Source organism: Tautonia plasticadhaerens, assembly GCF_007752535.1.
GTDB classification, from domain to species: Bacteria; Planctomycetota; Planctomycetia; order Isosphaerales; family Isosphaeraceae; genus Tautonia; species Tautonia plasticadhaerens.
In genome coordinates, this window is record NZ_CP036426.1 from 143748 (window position 1) to 163009 (window position 19262).

General features: G+C 72.2%; 14 protein-coding genes. 8 read left to right on the plus strand and 6 right to left on the minus strand.

What is annotated here, in order from left to right:
• Positions 1–124: 124 nt before the first annotated feature.
• On the plus strand, positions 125–2245 hold the full coding sequence (gene glgX / locus ElP_RS00625) for a glycogen debranching protein GlgX (protein WP_145266296.1): 2121 nt from the start codon (positions 125–127) through the stop codon (positions 2243–2245).
• A 160-nt stretch (positions 2246–2405) separates the two neighbouring features.
• Complete coding sequence (locus ElP_RS00630; protein ID WP_145266298.1) at positions 2406–2951, plus strand: J domain-containing protein; 546 nt, start codon at positions 2406–2408, stop codon at positions 2949–2951.
• A gap of 124 nt (positions 2952–3075) precedes the next feature.
• On the opposite strand, the gene ElP_RS00635 is transcribed toward ElP_RS00630, so the two are convergent.
• A complete protein-coding gene (locus tag ElP_RS00635) occupies positions 3076–3303 on the minus strand; it encodes a hypothetical protein (protein ID WP_145266300.1) in 228 nt (75 codons plus the stop codon).
• Positions 3304–3776: 473 nt separating this feature from the next.
• On the opposite strand from ElP_RS00635, the gene ElP_RS00640 reads away from it, so the two are divergent.
• Positions 3777–4811: an OmpA family protein gene (locus tag ElP_RS00640; RefSeq protein ID WP_145266302.1), complete on the plus strand. Its 1035-nt coding sequence runs from the start codon at positions 3777–3779 to the stop codon at positions 4809–4811.
• Between the two features lie 196 nt (positions 4812–5007).
• On the opposite strand, the gene ElP_RS00645 is transcribed toward ElP_RS00640, so the two are convergent.
• Complete coding sequence (locus ElP_RS00645; protein ID WP_145266303.1) at positions 5008–5544, minus strand: hypothetical protein; 537 nt, start codon at positions 5542–5544, stop codon at positions 5008–5010.
• A 274-nt stretch (positions 5545–5818) separates the two neighbouring features.
• Between ElP_RS00645 and ElP_RS00650 the strand changes: the two genes are divergently transcribed.
• Positions 5819–6295 carry a DUF3465 domain-containing protein gene (locus ElP_RS00650; protein ID WP_145266305.1) on the plus strand — a complete coding sequence of 159 codons (477 nt, stop codon included), beginning with the start codon at positions 5819–5821 and terminating at the stop codon, positions 6293–6295.
• Between the two features lie 160 nt (positions 6296–6455).
• Positions 6456–8573, plus strand: a complete 2118-nt coding sequence (locus tag ElP_RS00655; RefSeq protein ID WP_197446609.1) for a S9 family peptidase — start codon at positions 6456–6458, stop codon at positions 8571–8573.
• Between the two features lie 69 nt (positions 8574–8642).
• On the opposite strand, the gene ElP_RS00660 is transcribed toward ElP_RS00655, so the two are convergent.
• Positions 8643–9569 carry a DUF2231 domain-containing protein gene (locus ElP_RS00660; protein ID WP_145266307.1) on the minus strand — a complete coding sequence of 309 codons (927 nt, stop codon included), beginning with the start codon at positions 9567–9569 and terminating at the stop codon, positions 8643–8645.
• Positions 9570–9765: 196 nt separating this feature from the next.
• Here ElP_RS00660 and ElP_RS00665 point away from each other — a divergent pair, with 196 nt between their 5' ends.
• Together ElP_RS00665 and ElP_RS00670 are read left to right on the plus strand one after the other, a co-directional pair.
• Positions 9766–11169, plus strand: coding sequence for a DUF1501 domain-containing protein (locus ElP_RS00665; protein WP_145266309.1), 1404 nt, complete (start codon positions 9766–9768; stop codon positions 11167–11169).
• An 88-nt stretch (positions 11170–11257) separates the two neighbouring features.
• Positions 11258–11599 (plus strand): cupin domain-containing protein, encoded by a 342-nt coding sequence (locus ElP_RS00670; protein WP_145266311.1) that lies wholly within the window; start codon positions 11258–11260, stop codon positions 11597–11599.
• A 339-nt stretch (positions 11600–11938) separates the two neighbouring features.
• On the opposite strand, the gene ElP_RS00675 is transcribed toward ElP_RS00670, so the two are convergent.
• Both ElP_RS00675 and zwf read right to left on the minus strand, forming a co-directional pair.
• A complete protein-coding gene (locus ElP_RS00675; protein ID WP_145266313.1) occupies positions 11939–15139 on the minus strand; it encodes a serine/threonine-protein kinase in 3201 nt (1066 codons plus the stop codon).
• Positions 15140–15346: 207 nt separating this feature from the next.
• On the minus strand, positions 15347–17317 hold the full coding sequence (zwf, locus tag ElP_RS00680; protein WP_145266315.1) for a glucose-6-phosphate dehydrogenase: 1971 nt from the start codon (positions 17315–17317) through the stop codon (positions 15347–15349).
• A 294-nt stretch (positions 17318–17611) separates the two neighbouring features.
• Here zwf and ElP_RS00685 point away from each other — a divergent pair, with 294 nt between their 5' ends.
• Positions 17612–17785 (plus strand): DUF1328 family protein, encoded by a 174-nt coding sequence (locus ElP_RS00685; protein ID WP_145278107.1) that lies wholly within the window; start codon positions 17612–17614, stop codon positions 17783–17785.
• A 222-nt stretch (positions 17786–18007) separates the two neighbouring features.
• Here ElP_RS00685 and ElP_RS00690 read toward each other — a convergent pair whose 3' ends face one another.
• The gene (locus tag ElP_RS00690; RefSeq protein WP_145266317.1) at positions 18008–19132 is read right to left on the minus strand and encodes a DUF1559 domain-containing protein; all 1125 of its coding nucleotides are present in this window, start codon (positions 19130–19132) and stop codon (positions 18008–18010) included.
• Positions 19133–19262: the final 130 nt, after the last annotated feature.

Genomic DNA, 19262 nt, shown 5'->3' on the forward strand with positions numbered 1-19262 from the left:
CATCGGCAAGTCGCGTTGACCGATCGGCGTCCGGGGCGTACTGTTCCCCCGACCGCCCGGGGGGCGTCGGCGTTCGCGTCGCGCCCGGGACGGGCCGACCTGAGGCAGGGGATCGCCCACCGCCATGTCGACGACGACGGAGCACGCCCCGATCCGGAACGGGGCCCTGGCCAGCGACCGATTCCGCGACCACCCCCTGACCATCGCCCGGGGAGAGCCCCTGCCCCTGGGCGCCAACCGCCTGGGCGGCGGCATCAACTTCGTGCTCATCTGCCGGCACGCCACCTCGGTCAGCCTCGTCCTCTGCGAGCCCTGCGACGGCGCCGTCCGGTCCGAGATCCCGCTCGACCCCCGCCTCAACCGGACCGGCGACCACTGGCACGTCCGGGTCGACGGCCTGCCCGACGACTTCTGCTACGGCTACCGGGTCGACGGCCCCCACGGCGGCCCCCACCGCTACGACCCGGCCAAGATCCTGCTCGACCCCGCCTGCCGGGCCCTCTCCTGCGGCACCCCCTGGGGACAGACCGGCACCCTGCCCCGGCTCAGCCTGATCATGCCCACCGAGGTCGACCGCATCAACGACCTCCACCCCCGCATCCCGCTCGAGGACTCGATCCTCTACGAGATCCACGTCCGGGGCTACACCGCGCACCGCAGCTCCGGCGTCCGCCACCCCGGCACCTTCTCCGGCCTGGCCGAGAAGATCGAGTACCTGAAATGGCTCGGCGTCACCGGCGTCGAGCTGCTCCCCATCGACGAGTTCGACGAGACCGACTGCCCCTTCGTCAACCCGTACACCGGCGAGCGCAACCGCAACTTCTGGGGCTACAACACGATCGCCTACGCCGCCCCCAAGGCCGCGTACGCGCACAACCCCGAGCGGACCGCCCCCTGGGAGGAGTTCCGCCGGGCCGTCCGCGCCTTCCACGACGCCGGCCTGGAGGTCGTCCTCGATGTCGTCTTCAACCACACCGCCGAGGGGGGCGACGGCGGCCCCACCTACAGCTTCCGCGGCCTCGACAACGGCCTCTATTACCTCGTCGACGACTTCGGCCGCTACCACAACTTCACCGGCTGCGGCAACACCGTCAACAGCAACCACCCGGTGGTCCGCAACCTCATCCTCGCCTGCCTCCGCAACCTCGTGGCCGAGGCCCACGTCGACGGCTTCCGCTTCGACCTCGCCTCGGTCCTCGGCCGCGACAAGAAGGGGCACGTCCTCGTCGAGCCCCCCGTCGTCGAGATGATCAGCGAGGACCCCCTGCTCCGCGACACCAAGCTCATCGCCGAGCCCTGGGACGCCGCCGGGCTCTACCAGGTCGGCAGCTTCCCCGGCGGCGCCCGCTGGTCGGAGTGGAACGGCCACTACCGCGACGACGTCCGGCGCTTCTGGAAGGGGGACAGCGGCCAGGTCCCCCTGCTCGCCACCCGGCTCTGCGGCAGCGAGGACCTCTACGCCGACCGCGGCCCCCTCCACTCGGTCAACCTCATCACCTGCCACGACGGCTTCACCCTCTGCGACCTCGTCTCCTACAACCAGAAGCACAACCTCGCCAACGGCGAGGACAACCGCGACGGCCACAACGACAACTGCTCCTGGAACTGCGGCGTCGAGGGCCCCACCGACAACGCCTCCGTCCGGGCCCTCCGCGCCCGCCAGGCCCGCAACCTCGTCGCCACGCTGATGGTCAGCCAGGGCGTCCCCATGCTGCTGGGGGGTGACGAGTTCCTCCGCACCCAGGGCGGCAACAACAACGCCTGGTGCCAGGACAACGAGACGAGTTGGGTCGACTGGTCGCTGGCCGACGAGAACGCGGAGTTCCTCCGGTTCGTCCGCCAGCTCATCGCCCTCCGGAAGCGGCATCCCGCCCTCCGCCGCAAGACCTTCCTGAAGCGCGGCGGCTCCGGCCACCCGCCCGACGTGGTCTGGCACGGCGTCGAGCCCGGCGAGCCCGACTTCGGCTGGAACTCCCGCTCCCTGGCGATGGCCCTCGACGGCCGGCGCTGCGACCGCCCCGGCGTGGTCGACCGCGACCTCTACATCGCCTGCAACGCCTACCACCAGCCCCTCGTCTTCACCATCCCCGCCTCCCCCTCCGGCCGCCGCTGGCGACGGACCGTCGACACCGCGCTGCCCTCCCCCGAGGACGCGCTGGACCTCGACGAGGGCCCCACCATCCCCCTCCTGCACCGCTACCGCCTCGCCCCCCGTTCCATGCTCATCCTCGTCTCCGAGGCCTGATCCCCGGGGCCCTTCGCCCCGACCGACGAGGCGCGACCGATCGGCGGCCCGGCGCCGCCCGGGCCGGCGGCGCCCGGCATGGAAGCCCAGATCGACGGCCCGCCGTGCGTCGGCTAGACTGGCCCCCGGGGGCCGATCGACCGCCGGGAGTGCCGCCGCGATGCTGCTGATGGCCGTCGAGCAGGACGACCGGATCATCTGGGTGGTCGTCGAGCAGCACCGGCCCAAGGGCCGTATTCGGAGCCGGATCGTCCTGCACCTCGGCCAGTACCGGGACCGCGACGCGGCCGAGGCCGCCTTCCTCGACCGGCTCGCGACCAATCCCACGCTCCGGGCCGTCGCCGGGCGCTGGGCCGCGAATGCGGCGGACGTGCTCTCGGACCGCAAGGCCCGGGCCCGGTTCCTCCTCCACGGCGTCACCTCCGGCGGGATCGCGGCCGACGCCGACGACCTCCTGCTCAGGAGGGAGGAGGAGGAGCGGCGCGCGCGGGAGCGGGCGAGGGCGGCATCCTGGCCCGCCGGGATCCCGTCGGTCGCGTTCGCCACGCTCGGTCTCTCGACCGCCGCCTCGCTCGCCGAGATCAAGGCCTCCTACCGGAGGAAGGCCTTCCTCCTGCACCCCGACCGGGGCGGCGACCTCGCGGCGATGGTCGCGCTGAACGCCGCCTACGAGGACGCCTCCTGGTACGCCGAGTGGCGGGGCTGAGCCGTCGCGGGGCCGTCCCGGCCGGATGCCCGTGACGACTCGGGCCGTGACGCCCGGGGGGCCCCCATCGGGGCCAGGCCGGGGGCGGCCGGGCCTTCGCCGATTCGTCACGCCGCGATCGCACTTACTCGACCGCGACCAGCCCGGCCGGCTCGTCGGCCTCCGGGAACAGCGGCAGCGGTCGCGGCTCCGGCCTTCGGGGCGTCTCCGCGACCCGCCCCTGCATCGCCGCGATCTTCTTCCGCAGCCTGGCGCTGACGCCGGCGTGCGCCGCCTGGCTCTGGAGCAGGTGGTAGAGCTTCGGGCCGGCAACCGGCCCGTACTTCCGGACGTAATTCTCGAGTCGTCGCATCGGTCCTCGCCTCGCTGAACCGGCCCCCACGGCCGGCGTCTCTGGTCCCCCGTTTCCCTCCTCTAAATACGGGCCGTGACGGGAGTTGGTTCGATTTCGCGGGCAGCCTCAGGGGGCGATTTTCGGCCCCCGGGAGCGGTCACGCCGGCCTCGAAGTCGGCGGTACGAGGAGCGGGGCCCGGGTCCACGACGTTCGACCGCGAGACGCCCTGGACGGCGGCGGGTCGAGTGCCTTGCGGACGCGGCGACGCACCGCACCGCGGGCGGTGCGTCGCCGCGACGCCCCCCGCTCGACGGCCTCGGCGTTCGCGTCGAGGACGCGCCGCGCGAGTGCGAGTGTCGGCGGCGGCGGCGTCCTCACGACTCCACATGTGTCTCGGTCGCCGTCTCTCGAGGGAGTTCCCAGGGAAATCGGGGCCTCGTGTCGGCCCCCGGTGCGGAGACCCGGCGCGGGCCGGAAAGGAACGCGAACGATGTCACGGGCCACGGGAGAGGGGAAGATTCGGCCGCTGGAGACGAGCCGCCAGGGATGCCCGACGGCGTTCCTGCTGTACAACTTCGACGTCGGCGGCTGCGGCCTGAAGACGCTGCACAAGGGCCTGCTCGATCGGCTCGTCAAGATCCTCGAGCGGAACCCGGAACACCGGATCCGCCTGGTCGGGCGTGCCAGCCGGTCCGGCTCGGACTCGGTGAACATGCAGTGGTCCAGGCGTCGCGTCGAGGCGGTCGCCCGGTACCTGAAAGAGGCCCGGGTGCCCGACGACCAGGTCCGGACCGAGTTCATCGGGGAGTCCGCCCCCCTGAGCGCGGACCTGGAGTCCGAGGAGGACCGCTCGGTCGAGCTGCACCTGCAGATCGCCCGGGTGCTCACCCTCGTCCTGGTGGACGCCCATCGGGTCCGCCCGACCTGGGCCATGGTGGAGCACATCCGGGAGGTGATCGCCCCCCTGGCGAACCGGGCGGGCCGGGAGCTGCGGATCGTCCAGCAGCGGATCCTGGAGCGGTCGGGGGAGCTGAGCATCACCTTCGAGCCCGGCGGGCGCGGGAAGAAACCGTGTGGTGGCCTCTCCATCCTGGGCGACGAGGCGGGCGAGTCCGTCTACGTGGGGGCCCACGAGGAATTGCGGGTCTGCGGCGAGTCCCAGGGCGACCCCCGGGACCCCATGAACTGGGAAGACCCGCACGGCCCCCGGCACCTCGAGCACACCTCCCAGCTCGAGCACGTCTTCGAGAACGGCGAGCCCGAGTTCGCCCGGTTCGTCGCCAACACCGCGGTCCACGAGCTGGGCCACATCATGGCGAAGCTGGAACACACGGAGGATCGGACCAACTTCATGTTCGACCAGGGCGGCTCGGCCAACCTGCCCCGCGAGCTGCGCACCCGGGAGAGCATGCGCCGGTACTGGTCGAGCCGCCTGACGTTCAACTCCGACCAGGAGCGACGGCTCGTCTGCGCCATCCAGACCGGCAACTTCAGCGGCGGGCTCGAAATGGTCCGCAAGAAGTAGCCCGGGACCACCCGCGTCCCGGGGCGGTCGGGCGTCGCGGGAGGGTCCGGGGGCCTCGGTGGCCGCCCAATCGGGGCCGTCACGCGGGCCATTCGCCCGACGGAAGACGCGACGCGGTTCGCCCCCCGGCGTGGTCGAGGTGACCACCCCGGGGGGCCCTGCTTTCGGCTCGATCGTGTCGACCGGACTCGGTGTCTTACTTCTTCCGCACGAGCTTCATGCAGCCGCACATCTCCTCGGCGGGGCCGCCGTTCTCCCAGGCGACGCCGTCCACCTGGATGTGGTCCTCGTCGATGATCGTGAGGGTGGCCTCGTGCATGTGCGTGTCCTTCGACGGGTCCAGGTTGCCCCCGCCGTCGAACCGGAAGCGGATCTGGCCGGTCGAGGAGTCCCCGTCGGCCCTCAGCCTCGGCTGGTTGCCCAGCATGCAGTAGTGGGTCATGACGAGGTCGGGCCCGTCGACCGTGTAGATCGAGATCATCTCCATCGGCTGTCCGGGGAAGCTCGTCTCGTGCACCGCGCTGCCCCCCGCGGTCACCTTGATGATCGAGGCGACCTGGTCGGTGGGGTTGCCGTCGGCGTCCGTCGTCAGCCAGGTGCCTTCCAGCGCCTTCATCGCCTCCAGGGCCGGATTCGTGGGCGCCGGCGGCGGCTGGACGGCGGTGTCGTCGCCGAAGGCGGAAAGCCGGAGGGCAAGCACCAGCGCCGGGATGACCACCAGTCGTCGCGTCATTTTCGATTCTCCTGACGGAGAGGATCCGGGTTCGGGTCGAATTCGACCCCCATTCTCACGCCACCCGATGATCGATCGGGGACGGGCCCGATCGACACCGGGGGGGAAATTTCGTCGGAGATTCTTTCCCGCCCGGGAGGCCTCGCCGCGGCATCCGCCCCAGGAAGCGTCTCGCCGAGACCGAGTGTCGGCGTCCCCGGTTCTCGGCCCGGTGGCCTTCGGGTGGCCTAGGTTTTCCTGGATGGCACCTTCGGATCGAGGCGGCACGATCCCCATGAAAAAGCTGATCCCCCTCGCGATCGTCGCGATCGGCGCCGGCCTCGGCACGATCGACCCCGCTGCCTTCCTCCCCTCGCCGGTCGTCGACGCCGGGGCGGCCGACGGCCGACCCCCCGGGGCCGCCGAGGCTCCGAGCGGATCCGACCGCATCCTCGCCTCCGCCTTCGAGCACCGCCGGGGCGGCCTCCAGGTGCAAGGCGAGGGCCGGGTCGTCCGGGTCCTGGCCGACGACCGCGACGGCCGCAGGCACCAGCGGTTCATCCTCCGGTTGGCCTCGGGGCAGACGCTCCTGGTGGCGCACAACATCGACCTCGCCCCCCGGGTCGACCCGCTCCGGGTGGGCGACCTCGTCCGGTTCTCCGGCGCGTACGAGTGGAACCCCGAGGGGGGCGTCATCCACCGGACGCACCACGACCCCCGGCGCCGTCACGTCGACGGCTGGCTGATCCGAGGCGGCTGGGTCCACCAGTGATGGGGGGGCGGGACCGGCCCCTCCTCCCGCCGCTCGGGCGTCGTCCCCGGGCCCTTCCGCCGCGCGTCGGGGCCGTGCTATCGTCGAGGACCGCCCGCCGGCCCTCTCCCCCTCCCGACGCCGGCCGACCCGACTCCCCGCGACCGACCGGAGCCCGACCGTGAGCGCCCGAACCGCGTCCCTGCTCGGCGTCCTGCTCCTCCCCGCGATCGCCCCCGCCCAGGACGCCCCCCCGACGCCCCCCGTCGCCCGGGTGATCCCCCACCGCCTGGAGCTGCACGGCGACGTCCGGGTCGACAATTACTACTGGCTCCGAGAGCGGGACGACCCCGACGTCATCGCCCACCTGGAGGCCGAGAACGCCTACACCGCCGCCATGCTCTCCCACACCGAGGCGCTCCGGGAGGCGCTCTACGACGAGATCGTCGCCCGGATCAAGGAGGACGACGCCACGGCCCCCGTCTTCGACGACGGGTATTACTACGCCTCGAAGTACGAGGCCGGCCGGCAGTACCCCGTGCTCGTCCGCAAGCGGGGCTCGCTCGACGCCGAGGAGGAGGTCCTCCTCGACGAGAACGAGCTGGCCGAGGGGCACGCCTACTTCTCGCTCGGCCGCACCGAGGTCAGCCCCGACGGCACCCTGATCGCCTTCGCCACCGACACCACCGGCCGCCGGATCGCCACCGTCCGCTTCAAGGATCTGGAGTCGGGCGCGTTCCTCGACGACGAACTCGCCCAGGTCACCGGCAACGTCGCCTGGGCGAACGACAACGAGACGATCTTCTACTCCAAGCAGGACCCCCAGACCCTCCGCTCATACCGCATCTACCGCCACGTGCTCGGCACCGACCCGGCCGACGACGTGCTCGTCTTCGAGGAAGGGGACGAGGAGTTCTCCTGCTTCGTCTCCCGGACCAAGTCCGACGAATACCTCCTCATCACCTCCAGCCAGACCCTGAGCACGGAGTCCCGGTTCCTCGACGCCGACGACCCGACCGGCACCTTCGCCGTCGTCCAGCCCCGCGAGCGCAACCTGGAGTACTCGGTCGACCACCTCGGCGACGCCTTCTACCTCCGCACCAACCTCGACGCCCCCAACTTCCGGCTGATGACCGCCCCCGTCTCCTCGCCCGGCAAGGAGCACTGGTCGGAGGTCGTCCCCGGCCGGGACGACGTCTTCCTCGAAGGGTTCGAGCTGTTCGCCGGCCACCTCGTCACCGAGGAGCGCCGGGACGGCCTGGTCCGGCTCGTCGTCCGCCCCCGGGGCGACGAGGCCGAGCCCTTCGAGGTCGACTTCGGCGAGCCGGCCTACACCGCCCGGATCGGCCCGAACCACGAGATCGACACCACCACGCTCCGCTACATCTACACGTCGCTGACCACCCCCGTCTCCTCGATCGACTACGACCTCGACGCCCGGGAGTCGACCGTGGTCAAGCGAGACGAGGTGCTCGGCGACTTCGACCCCGGCGACTACACCACCGAGCGCCTCCTCGCCGTCGCCGGGGACGGGACCGAGGTCCCGATCTCGATCGTCTCCAAGGAGGGCTTCCCGAAGGACGGCAGCCGCCCGCTGCTGCTCTACGGCTACGGGTCGTACGGCAACAGCCTCGACGCCTCGTTCGACTCCGCCCGCCTGAGCCTGCTCGACCGCGGCTTCGCCTTCGCCATCGCCCACGTCCGGGGCGGGCAGGAACTCGGCCGCTCCTGGTACGAGGACGGCAAGCTGCTCAACAAGATGAACACGTTCACCGACTTCATCGCCTGCGCCGAGCACCTGATCGCCGAGGGATACGCCGTCCCCGACCGCCTCTTCGCCCAGGGCGGCAGCGCCGGGGGGCTGCTGATGGGGGCGGTCATCAACCTGAGGCCGGGGCTGTTCCGGGGCGTCATCGCCGCGGTCCCGTTCGTCGACGTGGTCACCACCATGCTCGACCCGAGCATCCCGCTGACCACCTTCGAGTACGACGAGTGGGGCAACCCCGACGACCCGATCTACTACGAATACATGCGGTCCTATTCCCCCTACGACAACGTCGAGGCCAAGGGCTACCCCAACCTGCTCGTCACCACCTCGCTGGCCGACTCCCAGGTGCAGTACTGGGAGCCGGCGAAGTGGGTCGCCAAGCTCCGGGCGACCAGGACCGACGACAACCTCCTCCTGTTCCGCACCTACCTGGAGGGCAGCCACGGCGGCGTCTCCGGTCGCTACCGCCGCTACCGGGAGACCGCCTTCGAGTACGCCTTCCTGCTCGACCTCGCCGGCCTCGGCCGCTGACCGGGCCTGGGCCCCCCGGATCGGCCCGGATCGCCGCCCGCCCGGCGGTCCCGGCCGGGCGGGCGGGGATCAGCCCGATCCCGGCCAGGCGTAGTAGTCCTCGCCGTAGGCCATCAGGCCGCCGAAGTGGCCGTTCAGGCCCACCAGGACCGCCGCGACGACCAGCAGCCCCAGGTACCAGGGCCGGATCGATCGGCCCCCCGGCCTCCGGCTCGCCTCGGCCAGGACGAGCACCACCGGCGCCAACAGCCCGGCCGACGTGCCCACCCATCGGTGCGTCGTCATCACCCGGTCGCCGTCGGACCACGCCAACCCGGCGAAGCACCAGCCGAGCGTCACCGAGACCACCGCCCCGATCGCCCCGACCCAGACGCAGAACCGCGCCGAGTGGTCGAACAGCGGGCGGCCGGTCGCCGACCAGAGCACCTCGGCCAGCAGGGCCGAGAGGACCAGCGCGATCGGGAAGCTCACCGAAGGCGGGTGCAGCTTCCCCAGCCAGGTCACCAGGTTCGCCGCGAACCCCTTCGACCCCGTCCCCCCCGATCCCGAGCCGGATCCGGGATCCGGGCCCGATGGCCCCGAGCCCGACGACCCCTCCGAGGCTTCCCCGGCGCCCGGATCCGTCACCTCGACCGTCCCGATCATGCCGATGGATTCGTGGGGCAGGCAGACGTACTGATAGGTGCCCGGCACGTCGAAGGTCCGGGAATAGGACCCGCCCGGCTCGACGTCCCCGGAATCGAACGGCTCGGCCCCCTCGGGGAGCGAGACGTTGCCCGGGTCGTCCGCCTCGTCCGGGTCGGCCGTCACGGTGTGGACGACGGACGAAGGGTTGGTCCACCGGACGGACTGGCCGGCCTCGATGACCACGCCCCTCGGCTCGAAGGTGTTCTCGCCGGTCATCTCGACGGTCGCCGCCGGCCCCTGGGCCGCCGCCGTCGTGGCCCAGGCGGCGACCAGCGTCGCGGCGGCCGAGAGGATGGGTCTGCGTGGCATCTCTGGGACCTCCCGGATCGTCTCGTCCTCGGCCGCGATCGGGCGTATGGGGGGTTGATCGTCGCAAACGTCGCGCCGTTCCTGGGTTCAACATCTGCTGGACGCCCCGGGGCCGCCCTGGTACAGTTCCCGTGAGGGGCGATGTTGAGCGAACGTTGAACAGCCCCTCGATCCCGCCTTCCCTGGGGTGTGCACGATGGATGGGACGCGAGACCGCGCCTCCTGCCGGGGCTTCCTCACCGCCGGCCAGACGCGTCGGGACGCACTGCGGGCCGGGGCGCTGTCGCTGGGGGGACTCTCCCTGCCGGGCCTCTTCCGGGCGCGGGAGGCGTCGGCCGCCCCGATGCCGGAGACGGCCGCCCCCCGGACCACGACCGGCCGGGCGAAGGCCTGCATCCTCGTCTTCGCCTGGGGGGGGCCGAGCCAGCTCGACACCTGGGACCCGAAGCCCGAGGCGCCGGACGAGATCCGGGGCGAGTTCTCGGCGATCGAGACGAGGGTGCCGGGGGTCCGCATCGGCGAGCACTTCCCGATGCTGGCCGACCGCCTCGACCGGCTGGCGATCGTCCGATCGATGACCCACGACGACCCGGCGCACCTCTCCAGCGTCCACCACCTGCAGACCGGCCACCTCGCCCCGAGGCCCCACTCCGACGCCGACGGCCCCTCCCCCAACGACTGGCCCCACCTCGGCGCGCTGGTCGCCCGGGTCCGGCCGGTCGGTGGGGCGCTGCCCCCCTCCGTCATCATGCCCTGGACCGTCTCCCACCCGGCCGCCCCCGGCGGCAAGGCGCCGGGGCAGCACGGCGGCTGGCTCGGCAAGTCGTTCGACCCCTTCCTGCTGCCCGGCGACCCCAACCTCGAGGGCTTCCGGGTCGAGGGCCTGGGCCTGCCCGAGGGCCTGGCCGACGACCGGGTCCGGAGCCGACGCGCGCTGCTCTCCCGGTTCGAGCGGGACGCCGTCGACGCCCCCGCCTGGTCCGACTACCGCGCGCGGGCCTTCGACGCGCTGCTCTCGGCCGAGGCCCGGGGCGCCTTCCGGGTCGACCGGGAACCCCCCGAGACCCGGGACCGCTACGGCCGGCACATCCACGGCCAGTGCCTGCTGATGGCCCGCAGGCTGGTCGAGGCCGGCGTGCCGCTGGTGACCGTCAACTGGCACGACGACGGCATCAACTTCTGGGACACCCACGGCGACAACTTCAACGGCCTGAAGACCCGCCTCATGCCCCCCACCGACCGCGGCCTCTCCGCCCTCATCGACGACCTGGCCGCCCGGGGGATGATGGACGAGACGCTCGTGGTCTGGGTCGGCGAGTTCGGCCGGGCCCCCCGGATCACCCGGGCCGTCGCCGGCCGCGAGCACTGGCCGCGCTGCTATTCGGCCGTCCTGGCCGGCGGGGGCATCCGGGGGGGCGCCGTCTTCGGCTCCTCCGACCGCTGGGCCGCCCACCCCGAGGCCGACCCCGTCGGCCCGGCGGACCTGGCGGCGACGATCCTCCACGCCCTGGGGATCTCCCCCGAGACCGAAATCGTCGACCCCGTCGGCCGCCCCCTGCCCATCAACCGGGGCGTCCCCGTCACCGCCCTGTTCGGCTGACCGGATCCCGGGGCGTTCGGCACGGGGTTCGCGGCCGGTGATGCCCGAGGAACTCCGCCCAATGCGGCGTCAACCACGAGGCATCACCATGGCCGACACCACCGTCAAGAAGGTCCAGTCCGCGCAGTCCCCCCGGGGAGAGATGGGCCAGACCTACCTCGCCTCGGGCAAGTCGATGGCGATGCGGCTCTGGCGGGGCGAGCCCGCCGGGGAGCGCGACTCCCCCCACTCCCGAGACTACGAGACGGTCGGATACGTGATCGACGGCCGGGCCGAGCTGGACATCGAAGGCCAGCGGATCAGGCTCGAACCCGGGGATTCCTGGGTCGTCCCCCGGGGCGCGACCCACCACTACGAGATCCTCGAGCCCTTCACCGCCGTCGAGGCCACCCATCCCCCCGCCCAGGTCCACGGCCGGGACGAGGGCTGAGGCCCCGTCCTGAGGACGATCGGCGGCCTGATGCCGGGGCCGGGGAGGCCCGACGCCCGATGTCCGGGATCCGATGATCGCCGATCCGCGTGGCCCATGGCCCCTGCGCATCCGGTCGCCGGGGGACGCGGCGTTTGCGTCCCCCGGCGACCATCGATGCGTCGATCGCCTCGGATCGGCGGCTTCCCCGCCGGGCTCTCGGCCTGTCGCACACCAAGACCATCGGAAGTCCACCCGTTCCGGGGGCGTCTTTCCAGGCGAGAGATGCACTCGACAGGGTGACTCACTTCGGCCGGCAGCCCCGAGGCTTGCCCCGCCTCAACGCCGCGCACGGGACGCTCACGGCTGGGCGAAGACGTCGGCGGGCAGATCGGCCGTTCCCAGCCCCACCTCCCACTCCGCCGCCTTCTCGGGCTTGCCCCATGCCTCGTAGAGGCGGACCAGCCGCACCGCCGCCTCCCGCAAGCGGTGCCGCTCCGGCACGGTGAGCCTCAACTCTCGCCCCATCATCCCCTCGTAGCCGGCGACGGCCAGCGGCTCGGCATCCGCATAGCGACCCTGGCCCGCCAGCGACCCGCCGAGCAGGCTCATCGCGTCGTAGCGCCTCCAGTCGTCGGCCGGCGCCTTTTCGGCGATCCCCATGGCCTCGCGCAGGATCGGCTCGGCCTCGGACCACCGGGACTGCATGAGCAGGTCCCGGCCGAGTTGGGCGAGGTCGCCGGCCACCAGGTGGCTGTCGGGGGTCTCGGTCTTGCGCCGGCTGGCCAGGGCGTCGCGCAGCAGGCCTTCGGCCTCGGACCACCGGCCGAGCGACTCGTAGGCGGTCGCCAGGTTGCCGCGGTTCCAGAGGGTGACGAAGTGGTCGGGGCCGAGCGTCGCCTCGCAGGCCCCGAGCGTCGCCTCGCAGAACGCGACCGCCTCGGGCAGCCGGCCGTCCTGGAGGTAGGAGGCGGCCAGGTTGCTGCGGCAGATCAGGGTGTGGAGGTGGTCGGGGCCGTGCCTGTCCGTCAGCTGCTTCAGCGCCGCCTCGTTCAGCCCGATGGCCTCCGGCCGGCCGGCATCCCGGTAGAGGTCGGCCAGGTTGAGGCGGCCGATGAGGGTCTCCGGGTGGTCGGGGCCGAGCGTCGCCTCTCGGAGCCGGAGCACCTCCTCGGCCAGCGAGATCGCCTCGGGTAGCCGCCCGGCGGCGGCGTAGTCGAGGGCCAGGTTGGAGCGACTGCTGAGCGTCTCACGGTGATCGGGGCCGAGCCGTACCTCTCGGAGCCGGAGCGTCTCCTCGTCCAGCGCGATGGCCTCGGGCAGCCGGCCGGCCTCGCGATAGGCGGCGGCCAGGTCGTTGCGGCTCTCGAGGGTGTGCGGATGATCCGGGCCGAGCTTCTCCTCCTGGAGCCGGAGCACCTCGGCAAACATCGCGATCCCCTTCGACATCTGGCCGGTCGAGTAAGCGATGGCCAGGTTCTGGCGGCTCTGCAGCGTGTCGGGGTGGTCGGGGCCGAGCGTCGCCTCGCGGCGCCTGAGCGTCTCCTCGTGCAGGGCGATCGCCTTGGGGACCTGGCCGGCGTACCAGTGGTCCACGGCCAGATCGTTGCGGCACTGGAGCGTGTCGGGGTGGTCGGGGCCCAGATACGCCTCGAAGAGCCTCAGCGTCGACTCGTGGAGCGCGATCGCCTCCGACGTCCGACCGGCGTCCATGTAGGCGTTGGCCAGGTTGCTTCGGCTGGCCAGCGTCTGGGGGTGGTCGGGGCCCAGGACGCCCTCGAGTACTGTGCGGGCCCTCGTGAGCAGGCCCTCGGCCTTCTCGAGCATGCCCAGCCCGCGGTAGGTCCGGCCCAGGGCGTCCAGCAGCGCCCCCCGAGTCGCCTGCGATCCGGTGAACTCCGTTTCGAGCCGTTCGACGGCCTGATCCAGGATCTCGGCCACCCTCACCTGCCGTCCATCCATCGACGGGTCCGGGCTGCGGAACGCCTGCACCAGGAACGCGCCGACCGCCTCGGCCTGCGTGCGGGATTCCTCCGACTGCTCCAGCGCCGCCCGGGTCGCGGCCTGCGCCTTCCTCGTCGCTTCGAGCGCCCGACCCGTCTCCCGGTTGGCCAGCCGCAGCTGGCCGTTGGCCCGCGACTGGACGCCCGCGACGACCCCCAGGCCGACCACGACGGCGACCAGCGTCACGGCGGCGGCCACCATGGCCGTGCGATTCCGCCGCGCCCACCGCCGCGCCCGGCGCGAGGGCGGCTCGCGCCAGGCGGTCACCGGCTCGTCGGCCGCCCACCGATCGAGGTCCTCGGCCAGCGCCCGGCACGAGGCGTAGCGCTCCCCAGGCTCCCGCGCCATCGCCTTGAGACAGATGGCTTCCAGGGCCGGGTCGAGCGTCGGGTCGAGCGCGCGGGGCGGTGGGAAATCCCCCTGCCGAACCCGGCGGAGGACCGCACCCAGGTCATCCCCCTCGAACGGCGGCTTCCCCGTCAGGAGGCAATATAGGGTGGCGCCGAGGCTGTAGATGTCGGACCGCGGCCCGAGCCGATCCAGGTCGCCGGCCGCCTGCTCGGGGCTCATGTACGCGGGCGTGCCCAACGCGCTGCCCGGCAAGGTCTCGGCCGACCCGCTGGCCGAGCTGAGGACCAGCGTCCGCTCGCCGGCTCCCGGGTCGGCCCGGCCGGTGGCCTTGGCCAGGCCCCAGTCGACGACCAGCGTCTCGCCGTGCTTGCCGACGATGACGTTGCCCGGCTTGAGGTCGCGGTGCAGCACGCCCCGGCCGTGGGCGTAGTCGATGGCGTTGCAGACGTCGGTGAACCGGCGCAGGAGCTTGCGCAGCCCCAGCGGCCGGGCGCCGGGGTCGACCTCCAGGGATTCGCCCTCGTGGAAGCGGTCGATCGCCTCCTTGAGGCTGTCGCCGCGCACGAACCGCATGGCGTAGTAGGGCCGGCCGTCGCCATAGGTCCCCAGGCCGTAGACGGGGACGATGCCGGGGTGTTCCAACCCCCCGGTGATCTCGGCCTCGAGCACGAAACGCTGGCGGCTGGTCGGGTCGTCGGCATACACTCCGCGGATCTGCTTCAGGGCGACTTCGCGGTGCAGTTCCTCGTCCAGCGCCACGAACACGGCACCCAGGCCGCCTCTGGCGTGGGGCCGCAGGACTCGGAACCGCCGGCCGTCAGCGGTGGCGGTGCCGACGGCGTAGGAGGCCGTGACGTCGGCACCGGCCTCGGTCGAGCCGGCGACGGGGCCGAGGCGGGCGACGGTGGCCGTCAGGTCGGGGTCTTCCAGGGCATTGAGCCGCTCGCGGGTTGAGCGGCCGACGGGGATCGAGGCGAGGCTCCGCTCGGCGTTGCCGCCTTCCTTCTTCAGGTGCAAGGCGACCATGGCCTCGACGGCGGAGCGGGTGTCGGCGTCGAGGTCGCCGCGGACGACGAGGTGATCGGCCAGCGGCCGCGAGCGGTCGCGGGTCCAGGCGCGGAAGGCGGCCAGGAGCTCATCCTGGTCGATCAGGCCGTTCTGCAGGGCAAGCAGTCCGAAGACGAGGTCGCGGTCGGCGGCGGCCATGGCGCATCTCCGATCGGTGTCGGTCGCTCGGCCTCGGCCCTCGGGGCCGGGGCTCGATGGCCACGCACCGGCCGGATTATCGCATGAAGACCCGGCGAACGCATCAGCGACGGCCCGTCCCACTCGACCCGGCGTCGACTCCGGCCACCACCGGCTTCGACCTGACCGTCCGCATCCGGGACGCCCGACCCCCGGGGCCCGCCCCGGTCAGGCCGGGGCGGCGGCGAGCGCCGAGGCGTCGATCTTCGTGTCGTAGCGCTCGTGGGCGATCCGGGTGATCGCCTCGCAGAACTGCGGGTGGTCGCGGAGGATCCTCCGGAAGTCGGCCCGGTCGAGGACGAACAGGTCGCAGGAGGTCCGGGCCCGGACGGTCGCCGTCCGGTGCTCGGAGAGCAGCAGGGCGACCTCGCCGAAGCAGGCCCCCTCGCGGAGGGTGGCCAGCACCTCGCCCTCGCCGTCGATCACCTCGGCCTCGCCCCGGCAGATCAGGTACATCTCCGAGCCGGGGTCCCCCTCGCGGATGATCACCTCCCCGGCCGGGACGGCGTGGGGCCGCAGCGCCATGCTCACCTGGTTCAGCAGCAGCGGGTCGCCGCCCCGGAACAGCGGCACCCGCCCCAGGGTCTCCCGGTCGATCACCTCGTACCAGCGCCGGCCGTCCCGCTCGAGCAGGTCGTTGGCGGCCACCGGGCCCCACGACCCGGCGTCGTAGTTGGGGAAGTCCCGGGCCGGGCGGCCCGACCAGGCGTCGAGGATCGGCTGCGCGACCTGCCAGGCCGCCTCCACCAGATCCGTCCTCGAGAACAGCGTCGCGTCCCCCGTCATGCAGCCGTAGATCATGACCTCGTAGCCGGTCGCCCGCTCGGCCCGGAACGACTCCCCGTAGCTGAACCGCATGTTCACCGACTGCAGCTGCATCACCGGGCCGGGGACCTTGGCCTGGAAGTTCGACTCGATCCCCTGGTCGGGCTGGATGTGGAAGATCAGCCGGTTGGAGGGCATCCGCCGCATCGTCGGGCCGCGGAAGAGGACCTCCGGCGCCCGCTTGAACTGCACCGCCACCTCCGTGCCCCGCTTCCACAGCGCCTTGCCCGACCTCAGATAAATCGGCACGTTCTCCCATCGCCAGTTGTCGATGAACAGCCGGAGCGCCGCGAAGGTCTCCGTGTTCGACCCCGGGTCGACTTCCTTCTCCGACCGGTAGGCCGGGCACGCGGCCCCGTCGGCCCTGGTCCCCGCGCCGTACTGGCCCCGCACCGCGTTCGACAGCGCCACCTCGGGGGAGTACCGGCGGACGGCCCGCAGCAGCTTCGCCTTCTCGTCCCGGATGTCGTCGGCCGAGAACGACGCGGGGGGCTCCATGCAGACGTAGGCGAGCATCTGGAGCATGTGATTCTGGATCATGTCCCGCAGCACGCCCGCCCTGTCGTAGTAGCCCCCCCGCCCCTCGACCCCCACCGCCTCGGAGACCGTCAGCTGGATGTGGTCGATGTGCCGGCGGTTCCAGAGCGGCTCGAACAGCTCGTTGGCGAACCGGAAGGCCAGGATGTTCTGGACCGTCTCCTTGCCCAGGTAGTGGTCGATCCGGAAAATCTGGTCCTCCCGCCAGTGGGCCAGCAGCTCCCGGTTCAACGCCCGGGCCGACTCCAGGTCCGAGCCGAACGGCTTCTCGACGATCATCCGCTGCCAGCCCGGGAAGCCCTTGAACCCGGCGCCGTTGAGCTTCTCCGAGATCAGGCCGAAGAGCGACGGCAGTGTCGCCATGTAGAACAGCAGGTTCCCCCCCGTGCCCCGCTCCGCGTCGAGCCGGGAGACCAGCTCCTTGAGCCTCCCGTACGCCTCCTCGTCCCCGAAGTCCCCCGGGGTGTAGTGGAGCCGGGACTCCAGCCAGTCCCAGGCCCGGGGGTCGAACTCCTTCCGCGTGTTGAAGGTGCGGAGGTCGGCCGCCATCCGGGAGCGGAACGCCTCGGTGGTCAGCCCGTCCTTGGCGATGCCGACCACCGCGAATTGCTCCGGCAGCAGGCCGTCGCAGGCCAGGTTGTACAGGCTCGGCACCAGCAGCCGCTTGGTCAGGTCGCCCGAGGCGCCGAAGATCACCAGGATGCAGGGGTCGCCGGGGGCGGTGGGCTCGGCCGGGGTGGCCGGGCTCGACAGGGAGACGCTTCGGGCGGGTTCCATCGTCGGGGCCTCGACTGGGGGGGGACTGGTCCGGCCCGCCCCGCCCGACGCCCCTCGGCCGGCCGGGGCGACGGCGCCGGCACGCCGCGCGCAGGGATCTTACCCCACCGGAAGGCCCGAGGCGCCTCCCATCCCGGTCGACGGGCCCGGCCGGGGCGACCCGCCGCGCCTTCGGAGTTGGCATCCGAATTGCGTACCCGGTCCGACGTCGATTCGGCACGGCGGACCCGACCCGAGGGGGGAGGGCCCGGCCGGGCCCGAGGTCCCGGAACGTCGGAGGGGTTCGCCATGACCCTGCTCAAGTGGGCCGCCGTGGCCCTGATCGTCGCCGCGGTCGCCGCCGTGTTCGGCTTCGGGGGGATCGCCGAGGGGGCGGTCGACGTCGCCAAGTTCCTCGTGATCGTCTTCGTGGTGATCGCCCTGGTGCTCGGAGTCCTCGGGGTGATGGCCTATCGCAAGGTCACCTGAGCCCGGATCGCGCGAGACGCGCAAGACGCGACCCGCCGTACCGGCCTCGGCCGGTGCGGCGGGTCGTCGCGTTTCGGTTCGCCTCGCGACGAGGGGGCCGGGGCGTCGTCGGGCGTCGGGTCGGCGACAGGACGACCCCGGCCTCCGGCCCCGTCGGGGGGGGAAGGCCTCCCGACGGGCCTCCGGGCCCGATCGGGACGGGCCCGACCGGATCGGATCGGATCAATACTGGTCGGCGCTGACGACCTCGCCCCGGTCCCGGGTGGCGATGGCCCACACGGTGTTCAGCGCGGTCGTGTTCTTCAGGAAGCGGACCGAGCCGTCGGCCATGCAGATGTTGGCGCCGCCGGGGTGCTGGCTGCTCAGGCCGAACAGGCCGGGCGAGTCGAAGTCGCCGCAGCCGGCGCAGGTCATGCAGTTGGGGATGCCCTGCGGGTTGGGCGGCAGCAGCATGTTGCCCAGGGTCCGGCCGGGGATGCCGGTGATCCACTGCTCGCCCAGCCAGCTGCGGTTGGGCAGGTTGGAGCCGCCGGCGGGGACCGGGGCCCAGGTGGTCCGGCAGAGCTGGATGGTCGCCTGCAGCGCCGCGGCGCCGAAGGGCATGTTCGAGTTCGGGTCGTCGTTGCCGAACCCGTTGGGCGCCGTGGCGATGTTCACCACGTCGGTGATCGACATCAGGTTCTGGTTGAAGTCGCCGGTCCGCCACTCGCCGAAGGCGACGGTGTTGGAGGTGCCGTCCAGCACGTCCCGGACGCCCAGCGGGGCCCCCAGGTACTGGAAGAGGCCGGTCGGCGGGCCGTTGTTCCAGCCGCCGAAGAACCCGGCGCTGGCGCCGAACGAGGCGAAGTAGTTGTTGCCCGGGGCGTTCACGCCCCAGAAGTTGGTGTTCCGGGGCAGCGGCGACGACGGGCAGAGGAAGTTGCCGATCCGCGTCCGGGTCGCGGTCGTGTTGTTCCGCTCGCCGAAGTAGTTGGCGCCGTTGTCGCCCTGGTTGATCCAGCTGAAGTTGATCGAGTTGTAGATCTGGTTCTGCTCCATGAACGGCAGCAGCAGCGACTGCGGGCTGTAGCAGCCCCAGGCGCCGCCGACGCCGATCGAGCCCGCCTGGCGGCCCGTGTTGTAGGCCCCGGGGAACACGTCGTGGGTCTGGTGGTAGTTGTGCAGCGCCAGGCCGAGCTGCTTCAGGTTGTTGGTGCACTGGGCCCGGCGGGCGGCCTCGCGGGCGGCCTGCACGGCGGGCAGGAGGAGTGCGATGAGGACGCCGATGATGGCGATGACCACCAGCAGCTCGATCAGCGTGAAGCCGGGCCGATCGGACCGGCGGCTTGAAGACGAGTTCGGACTCATCTCGACGAATCCCTTGGGATAGGAGGAAGGCGGATCGGGGGGAGACGGGGCTCGTGGACCGGGCCGGGCGGCACGACGACGCCCGGCCCACCCGTCGCACAACGGACGCGAAGCCCTCCCCCCGCGGCGG